The organism is Streptomyces sp. NBC_01549, assembly GCF_026339955.1.
GTDB lineage: Bacteria > Actinomycetota > Actinomycetes > Streptomycetales > Streptomycetaceae > Streptomyces.
In genome coordinates this window covers 803,008-820,762 of sequence record NZ_JAPEPW010000001.1, presented here as the reverse complement: position 1 = coordinate 820,762, position 17,755 = coordinate 803,008, and the positions used below count along the sequence as shown (strand labels likewise).

The window sequence follows — 17,755 nt, the reverse complement described above, 5'->3', positions numbered from 1 at the left end:
CCTGGCTCAGCGGCCGGGGCGACAGGAAGAGCCCGGTCCGGAAGTCCTCCGACCGGGTGCTGAGTACCGTCGCGCGGCGCGCCGGCGGACCGGCTCGTAGTAGTGGGCAAGCCCCGGTAATCGGGGTGGAGCGAAGGGGCCGGGTTGTTCGTGACTGGTTTGTTCGGTCAACCGGAAGTTTTCCGGGAGGAGCGGGATGGACGAGTTGAAAGCGTCGGCCAAGCCGTTCGACATCTCCAAGCAGGAGGTGTGGGACGCCTGGGTGAAGGTGAGAGGGAACAAGGGCTCGTCCGGGGTGGACGGAGTGTCGGTCGAGGCGTTCGAGAAGGACCTGAAGAACAACTTGTACAAGGTCTGGAACCGGATGTCCTCGGGCACGTACTTCCCACCGGACGTCAAAGCGGTGCCGATCCCCAAGAGCGGGGGTGGCATCAGGGTGTTAGGGGTGCCGACCGTCGCCGACAGGGTCGCGCAGACGGTGGTGGCCGGACATCTGTCGGAGCGGGTGGAGCAGATCTTCCACGCGGACTCCTTCGGGTATCGGCCGGGCAAGTCGGCACTGGACGCCGTTGCGTCCTGCCGGGAGCGGTGCTGGCGGTTCGACTGGGTGGTCGAGCTCGACATCCGGAAGTTCTTCGACACCGTCCCGTGGGACAAAGTGGTGGCCGCGGTCGAGGCGCACACCGACGCCGGTTGGGTGGTGCTGTATGTCAAGCGGTGGCTGGCCGCGGGGCTGCGCCTGCCTGACGGGTCCACGACTGAGCGGGTAGAGGGCACGCCGCAGGGTTCTGCGGTGTCGCCCGTCTTGGCGAACCTGTTTCTGCACTATGCGTTCGATGCGTGGATGGTCCGAGAGTACCCGGGCTGCCCGTTCGAGCGTTACGCCGATGATGCGGTGGTGCACTGCCGCACCCTGGCGGAAGCGGAACGTGTCCTGGCCGCGCTGCGGTCCAGGATGGCCGAGGTCGGTCTGGAGCTGCATCCGGACAAGACCAGGATCGTGTACTGCAAGGACGACAACCGTCGGGGCCGGTTTCCGGTCACCGAGTTCACGTTCCTGGGGTTCACGTTCCGGCCGCGAGGAGCCAAGGACAGACACGGGGTGATGTTCACCGCGTTCCTGCCCGCGATCAGTAACCAAGCCCTGAAGAGGCTGAGCAGGACGGTGCGGTCCTGGAGGCTGCACCGGCGCACGGCGCAGGAGTCATCCGATCTGACCCGGACGGTCAATCCGGTGGTTCGGGGATGGATGAACTACTACGGGCGCTTCTACCGCTCAGCGCTGTATCCGCTGTTCGACCGCATCAACACCTACTTGCTGCGGTGGATTCAGAAGAAGTACCGGGTCGGGATGAAACAAGCCCTGCAACGGCTGGCCCAAGGCCACACGTTGCGCCCGAAGTACTTCGCTCACTGGACCTGGGCGGCCCCGGCAGGGGCGAGGCCCAGAACGACAAGAGCCGTATGACGGGAGACTGTCACGTACGGTTCCGTGGGAGCCCGGGGGTGAGATTCCCCCGGGCGACCCGACTACTAAGCGACGGTCGTGCGGCCATCGCGTATGCACAAGCACACGATGTCGTAGTTGTTGCATCTGCAGGAAACGATGGGTCTATTGCTGTCGATGAGCCGGCGGCGCTGCCAGGAGTGGTGTCTGTTGGCGCTGTAAACAAAGAGGGAAACCGCTGGGATGGCTCCAATACTGGAAAGGGGCTCACGCTCATGGCTCCCGGTGTTGACATTCTCGCGGCGGATATGACTCGGTCGCAGCAGTACAGTCTGTCAACCGGTACATCGGATTCCACAGCCTACGTATCCGCTACTGCCGCCCTGGTCCGCGCAAAGCACCCCGACCTCACCGCAGGCCCACGGCCCCGGCGTTGTTCGGTTGTGTCCGGCTTCGTGGTAGTTGATCAGATGCCGTAGACGGCGAAGGCGTCGTTGTGGTTGAGGAGATCGCGGCGGGCGTGGGCGATGTTGGCTCGTCCGGCCAGGCGGAGCGTGCTGATGCCCAGGTTGCGGAAGCTGGCCAGTGCTCGGGGTGCGGTGCCGGTCCTGACCTGGGAGTTGTCCTCATGGAAGGTGACGTCCCGCACCCAGTGGATCTTGTTTTCTATGGACCAGTGGACCCTCTCGTAGTGGTTGAGGTGAGCGGGGCCTGCGAGGTGGGCGGGCAGGCTGGTGACGCCGAAGACGATCTCCTTCCCGGTCCAGGTTCCGTCGAGGCCGCCGGTGTCACGGCGCAGGCGGAAGACCTGTCCCGCGCCGGGGAAGAGGGCGTCGTCGGCTTGGGCGGTGCGGATCGTGCGACGCTCGGTGCGCCCGTGCCCACGGTCGTCCTCGGCCTCGGTGGTCTCGGTCCACTCGGCGTCGGTACCGGCCAGCAGCGCCTGGGCGGCGGCGCGGGCCAGCGGCTGGTTCCCCTTCAGGATCAGGACGTAGTGGGCGTCGAGCCGGTCCGTGATCAGGTGGGCGGTCTTCTTCGTGGTGTGCAGGGCGTCCAGGGTGAACACCCGGCCGGACAAGGCGAGTTGGGCCAGCAGCATGCGGGCCGCCTCGCCCTCGCCGCGCTTGTCCGGAACCTGCCTCTGGCCGAGGACCGCGCCGCTGGCGTGGTCGACCGCCCCGACCAGGAAGACCCGCCCCGATTCGGTGCGGGCGCCGGTCAGGGCCTTGCCGTCGAGAGCCGCAGCGGGCAGCAGCCCGGCCGCCGCCGGGTGTTCCACGGCCCGCTGGGCGGCGCGGCGCTGTTCGCGCTCGATGGGCCCCGGGGTGTCCGGGACCTCGGGCGTCGGTGCCTTTCCGGTCGCGACGTCGGTGACGTATGCGCAGGTCGCCGCGTCCAGCACGTCGGCATCCAGGTCGGCGAGCACGCGGCGGAAGGTGCGCTCGCTGGGCACAAGGTACTGGCCGGCCAGCGGGTCGTACCGGGCGCCGAGGCGGGCCAGTTTGACCTGCGGGGCGCGGGCGGACCACTGCCAGATCGCGGTCATGGAGTCACCACCGACCACCAGCGTCGCGCACGCGGCCAGCACCAGGATCACCACCAGGGGATGCCGCCGCCCACGCTCCGCACGCCGGTCAGGGACCTGCCGCAACCTGCTGACCAGCGCGGATTCCACTGCCACAGGGTCGGCGGCGAGCTCGGCCTCCCACAGCGCGAGATCGGTGAGCTGGCCAAGGACAGGGCTGATCAGGGAGGATGCGGACACGAGCGCGGCTCCTGAGACGATCTTCTGGCGTAGGAACCTGAAAGATCATCAGAGGCCGCGCTCGTCTGGCAACTCGCACCCCTCCCCCTGGGCAAACGACCCAAAACCCATCAAAGATCAACTACGCCGGGGCCGTGACCGCAGGCCAGGTCATCAACCGCCTCATCAAGTCGGCCTCGTTCCTCGGCCACAAGGGACTGAAGGCACCTGACGAGGAGTACGGATACGGGATTATCCGCCCCTACCAGGCGGTCACAATGGACATCCCCGCAGGCTCCAAGGAGAACCCTCTCGGCCAGCTCAAGTCGTCCACCTCGACTTCCAGCGAGGCATCCAAGGGAACGGGCACCTCAACCGAGGCTAAAAAGAAGAAGTCCTCCTCCAGTAACATTCTCGTCATTGCTGGCGGTGTCGCAGTCGTTGTGGTCATCGGCGCGATTGTCATCGTGGTAATCCGAAACCGCCGCAACGGCGGTAATGGCGGCCCCGGATCCGGCGGTGGCGTCTCTTCTCAGGGTTTGGGCTACCCGCCTACCCAGCAGCCTTACCCCAATTCAGCTCCCAACCAGGGGTACCCCGCTCCTCCGGGACAGTCTCCGCAGCACCCCAACCCCTACGCCCAACAGCCCCCGCACCAAGGGCAGTAGGAGTAATTCCCCCTTGGAGGGGCTGTGAACTCGGAGCTGCCGGATCTGAATCCCCAATCCGCTGCCGATGAGATGACGTCGCATACCGTGAACCACTTCACCACCTTCTTGCTCGGGATTGCACTCGTTGCCCCTTGGCTGCTCCTCTTTATGTCGATCATGTCTGGCAAATTTTTGTGGCTGACAGTGCTCGATCTGATCGGTACGCACGTGGGTCTCGTGGTCATGCTGCGCGGGTACCGCGATGACAATCGCGCTTTGAAGAGGTGGGGGGGCAGGAGCTCACGCTATAACGGGTCTTCGAATTTAGTGGGGGTGCGGCGGTGACGGCCTGACGTTCAGTCACCGAGCGTGATGGGCCTGGGGTGTGGGTGGCCTGGACGCAAGGAGCCCGCGGGTCTTCGTGATCATGGTTGTTGTCTAGGCAACCGATCATGAAGAACCCACGGGCTTGAGCATCGACGATACCGGGACCAACGAGGCTGCGACGCGACTGCTTGGGCTGGAGGGGGTGAGTGTGACGCAGGTCAAGGACGACAAGGCAGGCGGATCGACGGTATACGTCGTGACGAACGAGGAGTCCGCGAGGGCCTGCCCCTCGTGCGGGGTTTTCTCCACCCGGCTGAAGGACTACCGCACCACCGCCCCCAGACACCTGTCCTGCGGCGGGCGCCCGGTGAGTATCCGGTGGCGCAAGGCACGCTGGCACTGCACCGAACTCGACTGCGACCGCCGCTCGTTCACCGAGTCCATAGGCCAGGTACCCGCGCGGATGCGTACGACCGGGGCGCTTCGGCGGGCGGCCGGGGCCGCGGTGTGTGACGGCGGGCGATCGGTGGTGCAGGCCGGCCGGGATCTGGGCCTGTCCTGGCCGATCGTGCAGCACTGCTTCGAGGACTACGCCGCGAAGGTCCTGCCCGAGGAGCCGCCGGTGACCGAGGCGATCGGGATCGACGAGACCCGGCGGGGTAAGCCGGTGTGGGAGCAGAACCCGGACACGGAGAAGTGGGAGCTGGTCGCGGACGCCTGGCACATCGGCTTCGTCGACGCGATCGGCGGGCGCGGCCTGTTCGGCCAGGTCGAGGGCCGCAACTCCGCCTCCGTCGCCGACTGGCTGACGGCCCGGCCCGCCGCCTGGCGCGAGCAGGTCCGCTACGTCGCCATCGACCTGTGCTCCACCTTCCGCGCCGCCGTCCACCGTGCCCTGCCGCACGCGGCGGTGGTCGTGGACTGCTTCCACATCGTGCAACTCGCCCAGCGCCACCTCGCCGACCTGCGCCGACGCCTCACCTGGAAACAGCACGGCCGCCGGGCCCGCAAGGGCGACAGCATCTACAGCGTCCGCAAGCTCCTGCGCCGCAACAAGGAAGACCTCACCGACGAACAACGCGAGCTCCTCAAGACCGAGTTGGAGTACATGGGGACCTACGGCCGACAGATCTATGCGGCCTGGCAGGGCAAGGAACTCCTGCGCGACCTCCTGGGCCTGACCGTCACCCGCAGGCACGTCACCCCCGACCACTCCGCGATCTCCACCGCCCGCCACCGCTTCTTCGCCCACGTCGCCGACCACGCTCACCTGCCCGAACTCGTCACCCTCGCCGAGACCATCGAGCAGTGGTGGGACGGCATCGAGACCTACCTGACCACCGGGATCACCAACGCCGCCTCGGAGGGCAACAACCGCCTCATCAAGCTCGAAGCGCGTAACGCCTTCGGCTTCCGCAACCGAGCGAACCAACGCCTCCGCTCACGCTGCGCAACCACCCGGCGAAGCCGACGGGAGGCACACCCCCACTAAATTCGAAGACCCGCTATAACCCTGCTGCTTTGTCTCGTAGTGCTCGCAATTTTGCAGTGACCCAGCTACGGATGATCCGCCTCTACAAGGGCCTCACGATGGATATCCCCAAGCGGCTCACGGTTAGTCTCCGCTCGGTCGGATCCAGCTGGCCGCCGAGGCACGCGGAAACAACGACACCACAGCGAATCAGCCCGAGAATGAGAAGGGACTCTCCTCGATGGGCGCCATCGTCCTTATCGTCCTTATCGTCGGCATCATCGGCATCGGAGCCGTGATTGCCGCCGTCGTCACCTTCGTCGTAACCCGTAAGCGCAACAACCCGGGGAACGGCGGCCCCATCAACGGCACTTCCCCGCAGAACATGGGCTACCCGCCCCAGCAAGCGCCGTACCCGACAGCCCAACAGCCGTACCCCACCCCAGCTCCCAACCAGGGACACGGGCACCCCGCTCCTCCGGCACAGCCTCCGCAGCACCCCAACCCCTATACTCAACAGCCCCCTGGCCAGGGGCAGCTGTGAATGAGCGGCACCATGTCCGCTTGTCTACCTGGTGATGGGTTTTCCGCGGTCGCCCGTACCGCCTATCGCGTCAGGGAGACATAGCCCTTGATGCCCGCGCACTTCGCTCTCATGACACGTTCAGAGTCGGCGTTCGCCCGCTGCTCTCTCATCAGGATCCATTCCTGAGGCTGCATGAACAGCAACTCCCCGGTATGGGGTAGGAAGGCGATGCCGCCGAACAGCTCGTCGCCGGCGAACCAGAAACCATCTTCGATGTCTGTCGGCCATCCACTGTCGAAGAGATTGACAGCCGACATCACGGGGGCTCCGGACTGCTCCTCGGCCAGTCGGAAGGTGAGGACCCGTCCTCTCCCTGTGCCGAGCTTCACGAACTGCGAGCGGTATTCGAGAGGATATTCACGGAACACCTTGGAGCACCTGCGGAGCCATGACAGGTGAGCCCAGAGGCGGAGTGCAGAGATGAGGAGGCCGAGGAAGCCGAGAATGGACACCGGCACTGCGTAGTCACTGCCTGTGATGAACACCAAAAGCCATAGCGGCAGGAAGACTGCGAAGCGTTTCGCGAACCGCTTCAAGACGGTGCCGTAGTGACGCTTCACCGAGCTGCGGAAGTCCGCCGCATCGGTGTCGTACGGAGTCGACGGTCCCACCGGAGCGCTTCGCGCTTGTTGGTGCGCACTCATCCGAAGTCGTTCCTTACGGCTTGCGCGGCGGAGCTGGACACCGAGTCGGCGTCGTGTCCCGTCCCCGCAGCTGTCGGGTCGGTGAACGTCAAGGTGCGTGCGGTACCAAGCAGTACGGCGCGGTAATCGTCGGCGAGTTCGACCGCTGGTGTCACCAACTGCACGGTGATGATCGACGGGGTACGGGTGTCCGGTACCGCCACCATTCCCTGCCAGACCGAACCCTCCAGGGGTTCCTCCTGCCCTTCGGGCGGGACACCGGGTGCCGCTGTCTTACGTACCTGCTCGGTCAAGAACCCGATGCCAACCGGTAGTTCGATGGGCTGCATGCCGTCGCTGGCACCTCCTCCCGCGTGGGAGGTCACCATGTCGGCCAGGACGAGCTTGGGGTTCGCTCCGGTGGACGGAACAGCTGAAATGGTGAGGACCGACAGCGACGCCTCTCCGTTGCCGTCGGGGTGCATGCCTAGCGCGCAGGTGGCCACTGACTGCTTCCGCAGCATCATCACGGTTGTGGCGTACAGGCGAAACAGCTGCGCCACCCGGTCGCGGACCTCCTGGGGGAATCCGCTGACCCGCCGTGCCAGTTCCGCGACCCCCTCCGACGACGGATTGAGATCGAGTTCCAGATACCCGTGGGGGAGTCCGTACCAGAGCATCGGCTGCGGCGCGGTGTCGGCAACGCCGAGGTGCTTGTTCACAGCCGGATACTCCTTGCGAGTTCAGCGATATCGGTACCGAAGGTCCCGAGCGTGCCTGCCGCGCCGGACGCCGCCACGCCGGCCTTGGTGGTTTCCGTGGAGTCGTGACCGATGCCGTCTTCCGGGAGCCACCCGATGGTCTCCGCCGAGGAGATCGAGTTCGCCGCGGTGTTGATGCCGTTGAGGGTCCAGTCCAATCCCTTGGTGGGGCTGGTGGCGACGTCCAGGGCACGGTACGAGTTGACGGCCTTCACCTCGCTGGCGAAAGTACCGGCCTTGGCGCCCAACGACATCGCCTCACCGCCCTCCCTGGCCACCGCGGACGCCAGGCCCACCTCGCTTCCCGCTCGGGCCAAGATGCCGATTCCGGGTACCACCCCCATGGTGTCGCCAACGAGGGAGCCCCATGCGGTCAGGCCCGCGTTCCATCCGTACTGACCCGTCAGGGAGTCCCTGAAGTCCTCGCTGGAGAGGTTCTTGGCCAGTGAAGCAGCGCTGGCCACGATGGCGATGGCGGCGAAAGCAGGCGCGAGAGGCGTGGGGAAGAGCGCCAGGAGGCCGGCGATCGCCCCGATGGTTCCGGCGTGGTCCAGCAGGAATTGCCCCACCTTGCTGAGGGCCTCCCCGATGCCCTCAAGGGTCTTACTGAGCCACCCGGGTTCCTTGGGAGCCAGTTTATCGTCCGCCTCGTCGAGCTTCCTGGAGATGACGTCGGCCCTCTCCTTGTGCTCGTTCTCCAGAGCGCGGGCCTTGGCGATGACGTCCGCGTAGGCCTGATTGGCGTTGTCGAGCTGGGTGGTGGCCTCATTGAGTGAGCGCTCGGCGGCGCGTAGGCGCGCTGTCGCGGAGTCGGCCTCCTGCTGACTGGGGAACTCCTTCCCGGCGAGTTGGAGGTCCGGGTGCTGGGCCGCCTCGTCATGGTGCTGCTTCGCCTTCTCGGCGGCGGACTTCTTGTCGCCTGCTTCCTCGTCGTACTTCTTCGCAAGGTCGCGGTGGGAGGAGAGGTCTCCATTCCAGACGTCGAGCCACGCCGCTGCCTTGCCGAGCGAATGCCCGGCATTCATCATGTACTTCGGCAGCTCACCGTCCAGGGCCTCCCGGAAGGCGTCTGCCGCGTCACCCTCCCAGTGCGCGCTCTCTCCGAGGAGCCGCTCGATCTGCTGGTAGGAGCTGTCCAGCGCTGCTGCCGCGGCCTTCACCTTCTGCTGTAGCGCGGCGACTTCACCGGGTACGCCAGGAGCCGGGTTCCAGCCGAGATTCGGATACGGGTTCACGGCCATCAGCCCTTCACCCCGTCGCCCGACGTAGAGGCCTTGGCCATCTGCTTGAGGGCGTTTTGCAGATTCTCTTCGAATTCTTCATAACTCAGCTTGTTAGCCTTCACGCCCTCACCGATGGCGCCGATCATCTCGCTCAACTGTTCAGACCCGTACTTCCACCGTTCCTGGAATGTGTCACAGGCCTCGTCCAGTCGTGACGTCCCGATCTCAGCGGCGCGGACGTGTGCAAGCGCCTTGCGCGCATCGTCGAGGTCTTTCGTCGCCTGCTGAAGTGTTTTGACGAATCGGTCCAATTGGTCGACATCGATTTTGAAGTGGTCCCCCACCAAGCACCCCCGTGGCGGCAAAAAATAGAATTCCGGGCATTCCGGGCATTCCGGGCGTGCGGGCTTGCCTGGCGCCGACCGGCCGGGCAGCAGCCTATATATGAGTAGAGTGGTGTGTCGATCGCGCTCGGACGGTGCGCCTCCGGAGGCCTGGGTGGCGCGAAGTCGATGCCTCGTGAGTTTTCGTGCCGTACTGGAGGAGATTCTGTGGAAGAGAGTGGTGGGGGTCTTCCCTTGGATGAACTCGGCGCGTCAACCGAGCGAGGCAGAGTCACCGTACCGATGCCTCTGGCTAAATGTGCATTCGATCACCCCGAGACCCGGGCGGCATGGGAGAAGGCGCGACGCAAAGCGAAGAGGGGGCGCTGGATCTGGCACCTCCCGTATGGCCTGTCCTGGGTGGCGTACTTTGTGTTGAGTGGGAATGCCTCAAGCGAGATCGAGAAAGAGCGGTTTGCCGGAGCGATCGTCCTGGTGTCGTTCGTTTATCTAATTCTTCTCTATCTACGCCGCGACGTAATGGCCTCCCTGAAGCGCATCCGTCGCGTTCTCGAAGAGCACCCGTGGCAGTTCATCCCTGAAGCGCACAAGCCTTCTGGCGTCAAGGACGTCATGGGCGTTCCGCTCCAACTGCGCTACAGCGAAGGTGAAGAGCTGACCGGTCTCATGTCCGCGCGGAGTCCGCTCCACCGGCGTCGCTGGCCCCAGGGGCTGGAGCAGGGTGCCTGGTACGCCGGCAAGGTCTGGCAGGCGGGCGGCGCCAGGACGCGAGGATTCGGTGTCCTGGCTGTGCCGGGCGGTGGCGAGCTCATGGAAGTGTCCAGTGAGACGGCGGCGCGTAAGGCCAACGCCTCAAGCGGTTGAAGCGGCGTTCGCCGCGTTGCGCTGCTTGTAGAGCTGGGTGGAAGGCTGGCGGGCGATCCGCCGCGGCGACTGCGCCGGATACTGCGCACCGCAGCGAGACGTTGGTGTGCTCATCATCCGCCTGGACACCTTCGCGGGATTTTTCGTGCCGCCCCTGGCCGGCTGCGGTGTGCTCGCGGTCTTCCGGAGCGCCCACAACGTCGATTACCTGCCAAGGCAGTTCATGCAGGGCGGCACGATCACCCTCGGCAGGCAGGGGGCGCTCTACGACAGCGCGGAGCGGGCCCAGACCCTGGCGTCGCGCGCACGGATTGTGCTGACGTGCTCGGGGCCGGAGCCCTCAAGGCGCTTACGCAGGGGCCGCACCCGGCGATTCCCAGGTGCGGCCCCTGGGTACGTGCACGACGTGGGCGGTCAGGTCGTACGATCCATCTGGCCGTGCTTGACTCCGCCGAGGAAGACGGCAAACGCCTCACCACTAACAGCCAGGAGGGGCCCCGGGACCACCTTCGAGTCACGCACCCCGACCGTCTCGCCGGCTCCGAAGTCCACCTCGACACAATCGCTGCCGGCCCCGCCGCTGTACGAGGACTTGACCCAGAGACGGTCACCTATGTCTCTGCCAGGTGCAGCCATCATGACTCCCTACCTGCGCGCTCCGTGAATTCCGTGACCAGACTTTCGAGCAGCCGCGTGGTGTCGCTGCTGCTCAGCGCCTGCGATCGCAGGTACTCGAACACCACCTTATGCCGCTCCAACTCGGCTTCCTTCTCCAGGTACAGGGCGCCACTGAGATTACTCATGTGTACTACATCGAGTGATGGCTCCGGACCTCGGATGATGATGAAACCCGTGCTCTCAGCTGCATATGCTCCGGCATCGAACGGGAGTACCTGCAACGTCACATGCGGGGTCAAACTGCTCGTGCGCAAGTGCTGAAGCTGCTCGGCCATCACGGCAGGCCCTCCGACACAGCGACGCACAACCGCCTCATCGACGATCGCCCAGACATGCGGTGGCGTCTCCCGCTTCAGTACCTCCTGCCGCTTCATTCGTACGTCCACCATCCGCTGAATGGTGTCTTCGTCGGCCCTGGCCTCGATGGCCCTGATGACGGCGGTGGCGTACGCGCGGGTCTGGAGCAGGCCGGGCACGTACGCATTGGCCCAGTGACACTCCTCAACAGCTTCGTCCTCGAGTGTCAGAAATGGCGTGATCCATTCGTGGATCGCGTCGCTGTATCCCTGCCACCAGCCTTGCACCTTGGCTGACTTGGCCAGAGCGACGATCGCTTCACGTTCATCATCCGTCGCGTCGTAAGCACGGCACAGGCCTTCCACCACGATCCACTTGACGGGCCCCTTGTTGGACTCGTAGCGATTCACCGTGGCACGCGAGACGCCGACGGCCTGCCCAGCAGCCTCCAACGTCATTCCCTTGCGATCGCGCAGCCTGCGAAGCTCAGCTCCCAGTTGGCGGCGGCGAGTTGTGGGCCCCACTGTCACGCCCTTCCCTATGTCCAGGTCACGCCATTGTCCCGGTCGCGACGAGTGCCTTCAACGTCAGCAGAGCGCACGCGAGCACTCAGAGAAGTTCGTCATGAGATTCACATGGCGAGATGAACAGTGCCATACTCCAGAGGCGCGCTACTCACAGCGACCACGAAGCAACCCTGCGTGGCTTCACTTCTCACGCCTGGAACCGCCTGGAGTCGAGCATGACGACCCGAGAACCCTCCGATCTCCGCACCGGCACCCACGACCCCCTCCGCCTCCCCTACGAGTCCTGGCGCCGCCTCTACGGCCTGGCGTGCGTCCGCTGCGGCGGAGGACAAGGGCTCGAGCCCTGCGGTCACGCGTACACACAGCACCCCGATGGAGGCCGGCTCGGCTGGGCCGTACAGATCTGCGCCGACTGCGAGCGCCACTCCAAGACCACTGACGGCGACGTGAGTTGACGCAATGATCAACCAGATCCTCCGCGCCCTCGACGCGCTTGCCGTCCTCTTCGCCCCGCGTGGCCGTCACCGCGCCGGACACACGCCGCTCGCCCCCGTACACCGCCGGGAACCGAGGCCTGCGCTCCGCAGAGCACCTGGCCCCTACGCCACCGACGCGCCCCTCGACGGCTGCGCCACCCCACCTGTTCGCCCCTACGTACTCACCAGTGAGCAGCGCGCCCGGCGCCGAGCTCTCTGGCTGGCGACGTACGACATCGACGTCGGCACTCGCCGTATCCACGGAGTGGAGGTCGGCGGATGACCTGGTCGGAAACGGATGGGCCGGGAGGAGGGGGAGACCTCCCCGAGAAGTCCGATCCCCGCGCCCGCCTACTCCCCTGGACCGGCTCCCTCGGCCAGCGCTGCTACCTCATCGAGGACGGCGCCGGTGACGGCACGCTCTCCCGGATCGCCGACCGCGTGGAGACCGTACAACTCGGCCTCGCAGAACGGCTCCACGAACGGGCCTGGGAAGTACTCGCCATACCCGCTGCCCCCGATGCCCAGGTCCGAGACCTCGCCGAACAACTCGCCCAGGCTCTCGGTGACACCCTCCTCATCGCGGAAAGCCGAGGCGCACGACTCCGACAGCCCGCCAAGCCGCCGCCCGCCCGTACTGCTGCCGCACCCGCAGACTGTGGGGGCCCGCAAAGCTGAGTTGCGGGGCAGGTCGAGGCCCAAGCGGGCTCTGTGCCACCGGACCAGCCGATGTCAGCAGGTCTGTCCGAAACCGAACTCCAGCTCCAGGACGAGGGACCACCTCCGGGTGCGGATTGCGGTCGTCGTGCTGCTTTACTTGGGCAGTATGAAGGAGTGCGACAAGGTCGGCACACGTGTGGAGTCGAGGCCGGGGGACGGTTTGAGGCAGGACCGTGCGCTAGTTGAGACGTGCGGTATGGGCGAGGGAGTGTAGTGGTGCAGCCAGAACTGACGCCGCTCGCACCGACCGCAGCACTGCCCCGGCCCAGCATCATGGGCCGCGCTCTCGGGGGGCTGTTCTTCGTTCTCGCCCTGGTGACTTTCGGGTTCGGCCTCTACAACGCGGCCCACGCGGCCGGCCTCGCCGGCACCCACGGCACTCTGGCCGTGGAGCGCTGCTGGGTCGAACAAGGTAGCCGCAACTCCAGCGACACCAAGGTGTGCGGAGGGACCTTCCGGTCCGACAACGGCAAGATCATCGATGACCAGGCGAGCATCCGGGCGGAGGTGAAGCCGGGTAGCAAGGTTTCCGTGCAGCAGGCTGGCAACGGGTACGTGAAAGTCGGCTTTGGCGAGACGACACGGTGGATCGCGATGTTCTTCCTCGGCTGGCTCGTGGTGGCGTTCGGCATGTCATTCGCTGTCACAGGCATGTTCCCCCGCAGCGGTATGCAGGTAGCCATGATCACCCGGGCGGTATCTGGTACCCGCGTAGGCATGGTGCGCAAGTGGCTCGTCCGCGGGGGCCTCGCCGGTTCTGGCGTCTGTCTCCTCCTGACGCTGTCGGCCTGGCTCCTGAACTAACAGCGGCTACACCGCGGGGTTGTCGTAGCTCTTCCCCGGCTCGGGAAAGCTCTTCAGGGCGACGCTGAGACTGCCGACCACCAATCCAGCAGCGGCCGTCGACACATCCACAGCTTCCTGGGCAGCGCTGTAGGCTTCGGTCATACGCCCCCATGTCTTGATCATTTCAGCGATTTCGAGAGCGGCAGCCGCATAGCCCACGACGGCACCCACACCTGTCTCGGCCAGCAGCGTGCCCGCCGTGAGCTCGACCTCCGCGATGATTGCCTCATCCGCCAGCTGCTCGAGCAAGCCCTTGACGAGGTCTGCACCTCTGGCCACAGCAAGGCCGACATCGTTGTAAGCGCCCTGAAGCTCCTTCAAGTTCTCGTCCAGGGAGTCGATCTTCCTCGCCAACTCGTCAAAGTAGACATAGGCGGAATCGGCCGCGTTGCCGTTCCAAGTCGCATCCAGCTCCCTGTTTCCGGCCTTCAGATTCGTGGCTATGTCCTTGGCGAACTTTCCCGTGTTGGCCCACATCTCGCCGCATTTGACGTATGACTCCCAGTCGCCGGTGAACCATGCGATGGCCTCTTCCAAACACGGCCCCGGCGTTGTTCGGTTGTGTCCGGCTTCGTGGTAGTTGATCAGATGCCGTAGACGGCGAAGGCGTCGTTGTGGTTGAGGAGATCGCGGCGGGCGTGGGCGATGTTGGCTCGTCCGGCCAGGCGGAGCGTGCTGATGCCCAGGTTGCGGAAGCTGGCCAGTGCTCGGGGTGCGGTGCCGGTCCTGACCTGGGAGTTGTCCTCATGGAAGGTGACGTCCCGCACCCAGTGGATCTTGTTTTCTATGGACCAGTGGACCCTCTCGTAGTGGTTGAGGTGAGCGGGGCCTGCGAGGTGGGCGGGCAGGCTGGTGACGCCGAAGACGATCTCCTTCCCGGTCCAGGTTCCGTCGAGGCCGCCGGTGTCACGGCGCAGGCGGAAGACCTGTCCCGCGCCGGGGAAGAGGGCGTCGTCGGCTTGGGCGGTGCGGATCGTGCGACGCTCGGTGCGCCCGTGCCCACGGTCGTCCTCGGCCTCGGTGGTCTCGGTCCACTCGGCGTCGGTACCGGCCAGCAGCGCCTGGGCGGCGGCGCGGGCCAGCGGCTGGTTCCCCTTCAGGATCAGGACGTAGTGGGCGTCGAGCCGGTCCGTGATCAGGTGGGCGGTCTTCTTCGTGGTGTGCAGGGCGTCCAGGGTGAACACCCGGCCGGACAAGGCGAGTTGGGCCAGCAGCATGCGGGCCGCCTCGCCCTCGCCGCGCTTGTCCGGAACCTGCCTCTGGCCGAGGACCGCGCCGCTGGCGTGGTCGACCGCCCCGACCAGGAAGACCCGCCCCGATTCGGTGCGGGCGCCGGTCAGGGCCTTGCCGTCGAGAGCCGCAGCGGGCAGCAGCCCGGCCGGCGCCGGGTGTTCCACGGCCCGCTGGGCGGCGCGGCGCTGTTCGCGCTCGATGGGCCCCGGGGTGTCCGGGACCTCGGGCGTCGGTGCCTTTCCGGTCGCGACGTCGGTGACGTATGCGCAGGTCGCCGCGTCCAGCACGTCGGCATCCAGGTCGGCGAGCACGCGGCGGAAGGTGCGCTCGCTGGGCACAAGGTACTGGCCGGCCAGCGGGTCGTACCGGGCGCCGAGGCGGGCCAGTTTGACCTGCGGGGCGCGGGCGGACCACTGCCAGATCGCGGTCATGGAGTCACCACCGACCACCAGCGTCGCGCACGCGGCCAGCACCAGGATCACCACCAGGGGATGCCGCCGCCCACGCTCCGCACGCCGGTCAGGGGCCTGCCGCAACCTGCTGACCAGCGCGGATTCCACTGCCACAGGGTCGGCGGCGAGCTCGGCCTCCCACAGCGCGAGATCGGTGAGCTGGCCAAGGACAGGGCTGATCAGGGAGGATGCGGACACGAGCGCGGCTCCTGAGACGATCTTCTGGCGTAGGAACCTGAAAGATCATCAGAGGCCGCGCTCGTCTGGCAACTCGCACCCCTCCCCCTGGGCAAACGACCCAAAACCCATCAAAGATCAACTACGCCGGGGCCGTGCCCTCAATCCGGGTTCGTAGGCTGGAATGGGCTCACAGATAGGAGAAATTGTCGGAGTCCAGGACGTGCCCCCAGTTCCTGGTGGCTGCCGCGGCGGGGTCGAGGCCGGACAGCCAGGCGGTGAGCTCGGCCAGCAGGTCCGCGCTGTCGAGCCCGCCCGACGTGGTGTAAGCGAGCATGTACTCCCACTGCAGGCACACCATCGCGACGAACGAGGCGAGGGAGGAGCCGGCCAGCGGGGCGCCGGGCTCCCTGTCGTCGACCGCACCTGGCTGTGACTGGCGTAGTACGCGGCCGGTGGGTCCGTCGAGGAGAAGGGTGCCGCCGATCCAGGTGCCCAATTCGTAGAACGGACCGTCACCTACGGGTGTTTCGAACTCCTTGGTGCCTTCCCAGGTGTGCTCCACGAGGCCGGTCTCGAGGAGATGGTGGGTGTCGAGGCTGTAGAAGTCGGAGATGGCTGGGAAGCCGATCTCGTTGAGGAAACGGCGGGTTGGTTCGTGTGTCAGGCCAGAGGGCAGCTGCTCATCGGTCAGTGTGGGGGCTGTCTGCGCGTTGAAGATGTCGCGTAGGCGGGCCCGGGTGGGGCGACAGGCCGCTTCGTCGAAGGGACGTGGCGTGATCTTCCCGCGGGGGCCGACTGCGGGCAGCGGACGCAAGGGGTTGCTTTCCGTTTGGTGGGGGTTGGGTTCGATGGCGTAGAGACCACGGTCCCCGCCCAGCACGACGAAATCGCCGACACAAGCGGCAGACTGGATCTTGGGTGCCTGCACCACGCGGGACACGGACGGATCAGCGGTGAGTTGGAGGCGCACGATGTTCCAGGACGGCTCCGCCCGCCAGACGGCGGTCTGCGGAGAGCGGCTGTCGGCCGGCGCCTCCACGTTGCGGCGTCGGCTGCCGGGCTCGGCGAGTTGCCCGGTGACCGCGTGCCAGGTCTGCTCCTCGCCGTTCTCACTGAGGCTGGTCACCGTGGAGTCGGCGGCGTCGGCCCGCAGACCGTCAATGGCGTCGATGTGGGGACCGCAGCTGCGGAGGCGACCGGGCGCCCGCCAGTTGGTCCAGACGGTCCGCCATGGCAGGGGGTCGGCGGATTCTGTCAGCGTGTGCGCACGCTCCGGATCGCCTTGGCTCAGTGCCAACAGGTGCAAGATGGACAGCCATTCGGCATGGGAGGACGGTGCTACGCCAAGTTTGTCGAGGTAATGCAGGTCCGCTGCGAAGGTGCCCGCGGGGATGCCGTCCGGAAATGCGACGGCCAGCGCTTCCACCAAGGCGGGATGCGCGCACCGGGTGAGTGTGCGTGGGGCGGAGAGGAGCTCTTCGAAGCGGCCCGCCGCAGCGGCATGGGCCGGCAACGCCCGAGCCAGATAGTCCGTGAGTGGATCGTCATCGCCGCACGCGAACAGGCGGTCCACGACGGCATGGTGAAAAGCGCGGAACTCTCCGGTGGGGACCTCGCTCCGTAGCGCATACGCGTTGGACTCGTGAGTCAGCGCTACGGGCAGATCGCTGCTGTCATCAACCGACACGCATTCCAATTCGTCGGCGATCGCCTGGAGTTCTGACACGCCGCACTCGGCGCCGAGGACGGAGCAGAGCGTGGCCCACTCCTCGAAACGCAGACTGCGGGGTTCGGCCAGGGCGAGCGCCCGGACGGCAGTGCGGTGGCCGACGCTCAGGGAGCGAACATCAAGTCGGACAGCGTCAGGGCGAGGCGGCAGTGTGAGGGGGGACCGGATCCAAGTGCTGAGGGGGTGGACACTGCTGTCGACTTCAAGGATGACTTTGACGCCGGTTTTCATGTATGGACTGCCGATGCCCCGTGCGAGAAGGTCCGCGATACGTCGTGGTTCGGTGGTACTGCGAGTTCGCCCAGCCCACTGTGTATTGGTCACGAGGACGATATGACTCAGACGCTGGTCCCTGACGTCGTCGATGAGGACGTCGGCGTCTCTGTAGTCCCCGTACGCGACGCCGAGGATCTGCATCAGGTTGTCCATCACCTCCTCGGTGGAGAGGCCTGCGGCATTGAGGAGGGATGTATCCGGAGTGGTCTCGGCGATATTCTGGAGGACCTCCGTTTTTCCGGCGGCGGAGGGGCCGTTCACGAACAGGTGACCATATTTGGCAGAAGGGTCGCTCGCCCAC

At 66.0% G+C, this 17,755-nt stretch carries 20 protein-coding genes; 10 read left to right on the top strand and 10 right to left on the bottom strand.

From position 1 onward, the window contains the following. Nucleotides 1–196 precede the first annotated feature (196 nt). Both ltrA and OG819_RS03420 read left to right on the top strand, forming a co-directional pair. Nucleotides 197–1,468 (top strand): group II intron reverse transcriptase/maturase, encoded by a 1,272-nt coding sequence (gene ltrA, locus OG819_RS03425; RefSeq protein ID WP_266647954.1) that lies wholly within the window; start codon nucleotides 197–199, stop codon nucleotides 1,466–1,468. Continuing rightward, nucleotides 1,465–1,926 (top strand): S8 family serine peptidase, encoded by a 462-nt coding sequence (locus OG819_RS03420; RefSeq protein WP_266647953.1) that lies wholly within the window; start codon nucleotides 1,465–1,467, stop codon nucleotides 1,924–1,926. The genes ltrA and OG819_RS03420 overlap by 4 nt, the downstream gene beginning before the upstream one ends. On the opposite strand, the gene OG819_RS03415 is transcribed toward OG819_RS03420, so the two are convergent. After that, on the bottom strand, nucleotides 1,914–3,212 hold the full coding sequence (locus OG819_RS03415; protein WP_266647952.1) for an ISAs1 family transposase: 1,299 nt from the start codon (nucleotides 3,210–3,212) through the stop codon (nucleotides 1,914–1,916). The two genes, OG819_RS03420 and OG819_RS03415, sit on opposite strands and share 13 nt — an antisense overlap. 134 nt (nucleotides 3,213–3,346) lie before the next feature. Here OG819_RS03415 and OG819_RS03410 point away from each other — a divergent pair, with 134 nt between their 5' ends. From OG819_RS03410 to OG819_RS03400, 3 genes are all read left to right on the top strand, one after another. Beyond that, the gene (locus OG819_RS03410) at nucleotides 3,347–3,859 is read left to right on the top strand and encodes a hypothetical protein (protein WP_266647951.1); all 513 of its coding nucleotides are present in this window, start codon (nucleotides 3,347–3,349) and stop codon (nucleotides 3,857–3,859) included. A gap of 24 nt (nucleotides 3,860–3,883) precedes the next feature. Beyond that, nucleotides 3,884–4,186, top strand: coding sequence for a hypothetical protein (locus OG819_RS03405; protein ID WP_266647949.1), 303 nt, complete (start codon nucleotides 3,884–3,886; stop codon nucleotides 4,184–4,186). A gap of 124 nt (nucleotides 4,187–4,310) precedes the next feature. Next, nucleotides 4,311–5,660, top strand: coding sequence for an ISL3 family transposase (locus OG819_RS03400; protein WP_266647383.1), 1,350 nt, complete (start codon nucleotides 4,311–4,313; stop codon nucleotides 5,658–5,660). Nucleotides 5,661–6,245: 585 nt separating this feature from the next. Here OG819_RS03400 and OG819_RS03395 read toward each other — a convergent pair. Genes OG819_RS03395 through OG819_RS03380 form a run of 4 tightly spaced genes read right to left on the bottom strand, consistent with a single transcriptional unit; the run spans nucleotide 6,246 to nucleotide 9,176 of the window. Then, on the bottom strand, nucleotides 6,246–6,869 hold the full coding sequence (locus OG819_RS03395) for a hypothetical protein (protein ID WP_266647947.1): 624 nt from the start codon (nucleotides 6,867–6,869) through the stop codon (nucleotides 6,246–6,248). After that, nucleotides 6,866–7,570, bottom strand: a complete 705-nt coding sequence (locus OG819_RS03390) for a hypothetical protein (RefSeq protein WP_266647945.1) — start codon at nucleotides 7,568–7,570, stop codon at nucleotides 6,866–6,868. Before OG819_RS03390 ends, OG819_RS03395 begins: the two co-directional genes overlap by 4 nt. Beyond that, nucleotides 7,567–8,850: a putative T7SS-secreted protein gene (locus OG819_RS03385; protein WP_266647943.1), complete on the bottom strand. Its 1,284-nt coding sequence runs from the start codon at nucleotides 8,848–8,850 to the stop codon at nucleotides 7,567–7,569. Before OG819_RS03385 ends, OG819_RS03390 begins: the two co-directional genes overlap by 4 nt. Beyond that, entirely contained in the window at nucleotides 8,850–9,176 is a 327-nt protein-coding gene (locus OG819_RS03380) for a hypothetical protein (protein WP_266647942.1), read from the bottom strand. The genes OG819_RS03385 and OG819_RS03380 overlap by 1 nt, the downstream gene beginning before the upstream one ends. Nucleotides 9,177–9,575: 399 nt before the next feature. Between OG819_RS03380 and OG819_RS03375 the strand changes: the two genes are divergently transcribed. Continuing rightward, entirely contained in the window at nucleotides 9,576–10,040 is a 465-nt protein-coding gene (locus OG819_RS03375; protein ID WP_266647940.1) for a hypothetical protein, read from the top strand. A gap of 414 nt (nucleotides 10,041–10,454) precedes the next feature. Here OG819_RS03375 and OG819_RS03370 read toward each other — a convergent pair whose 3' ends face one another. Then, the gene (locus tag OG819_RS03370; RefSeq protein ID WP_266647938.1) at nucleotides 10,455–10,676 is read right to left on the bottom strand and encodes a DUF397 domain-containing protein; all 222 of its coding nucleotides are present in this window, start codon (nucleotides 10,674–10,676) and stop codon (nucleotides 10,455–10,457) included. Then, nucleotides 10,676–11,545, bottom strand: coding sequence for a helix-turn-helix transcriptional regulator (locus OG819_RS03365; RefSeq protein WP_266647936.1), 870 nt, complete (start codon nucleotides 11,543–11,545; stop codon nucleotides 10,676–10,678). Before OG819_RS03365 ends, OG819_RS03370 begins: the two co-directional genes overlap by 1 nt. A 212-nt stretch (nucleotides 11,546–11,757) precedes the next feature. Here OG819_RS03365 and OG819_RS03360 point away from each other — a divergent pair, with 212 nt between their 5' ends. The 4 genes from OG819_RS03360 to OG819_RS03345 all read left to right on the top strand — a co-directional run bounded on the left by OG819_RS03360 (nucleotide 11,758) and on the right by OG819_RS03345 (nucleotide 13,542). After that, nucleotides 11,758–11,997, top strand: a complete 240-nt coding sequence (locus tag OG819_RS03360; RefSeq protein ID WP_266629284.1) for a hypothetical protein — start codon at nucleotides 11,758–11,760, stop codon at nucleotides 11,995–11,997. A gap of 4 nt (nucleotides 11,998–12,001) precedes the next feature. Continuing rightward, a complete protein-coding gene (locus OG819_RS03355; RefSeq protein WP_266629286.1) occupies nucleotides 12,002–12,301 on the top strand; it encodes a hypothetical protein in 300 nt (99 codons plus the stop codon). Next, nucleotides 12,298–12,696, top strand: a complete 399-nt coding sequence (locus OG819_RS03350) for a hypothetical protein (protein WP_266647935.1) — start codon at nucleotides 12,298–12,300, stop codon at nucleotides 12,694–12,696. Before OG819_RS03355 ends, OG819_RS03350 begins: the two co-directional genes overlap by 4 nt. A 258-nt stretch (nucleotides 12,697–12,954) precedes the next feature. Beyond that, a complete protein-coding gene (locus tag OG819_RS03345; protein WP_266629290.1) occupies nucleotides 12,955–13,542 on the top strand; it encodes a hypothetical protein in 588 nt (195 codons plus the stop codon). 6 nt (nucleotides 13,543–13,548) lie between these two features. Here OG819_RS03345 and OG819_RS03340 read toward each other — a convergent pair whose 3' ends face one another. The 3 genes from OG819_RS03340 to OG819_RS03330 form a co-directional block, all read right to left on the bottom strand. Beyond that, nucleotides 13,549–14,121 (bottom strand): hypothetical protein, encoded by a 573-nt coding sequence (locus OG819_RS03340; RefSeq protein WP_266647933.1) that lies wholly within the window; start codon nucleotides 14,119–14,121, stop codon nucleotides 13,549–13,551. A gap of 47 nt (nucleotides 14,122–14,168) precedes the next feature. Then, nucleotides 14,169–15,467: an ISAs1 family transposase gene (locus tag OG819_RS03335; RefSeq protein WP_266647931.1), complete on the bottom strand. Its 1,299-nt coding sequence runs from the start codon at nucleotides 15,465–15,467 to the stop codon at nucleotides 14,169–14,171. 169 nt (nucleotides 15,468–15,636) lie between these two features. Then, nucleotides 15,637–17,715 carry an SUKH-4 family immunity protein gene (locus OG819_RS03330; protein ID WP_266647929.1) on the bottom strand — a complete coding sequence of 693 codons (2,079 nt, stop codon included), beginning with the start codon at nucleotides 17,713–17,715 and terminating at the stop codon, nucleotides 15,637–15,639. Nucleotides 17,716–17,755: the final 40 nt, after the last annotated feature.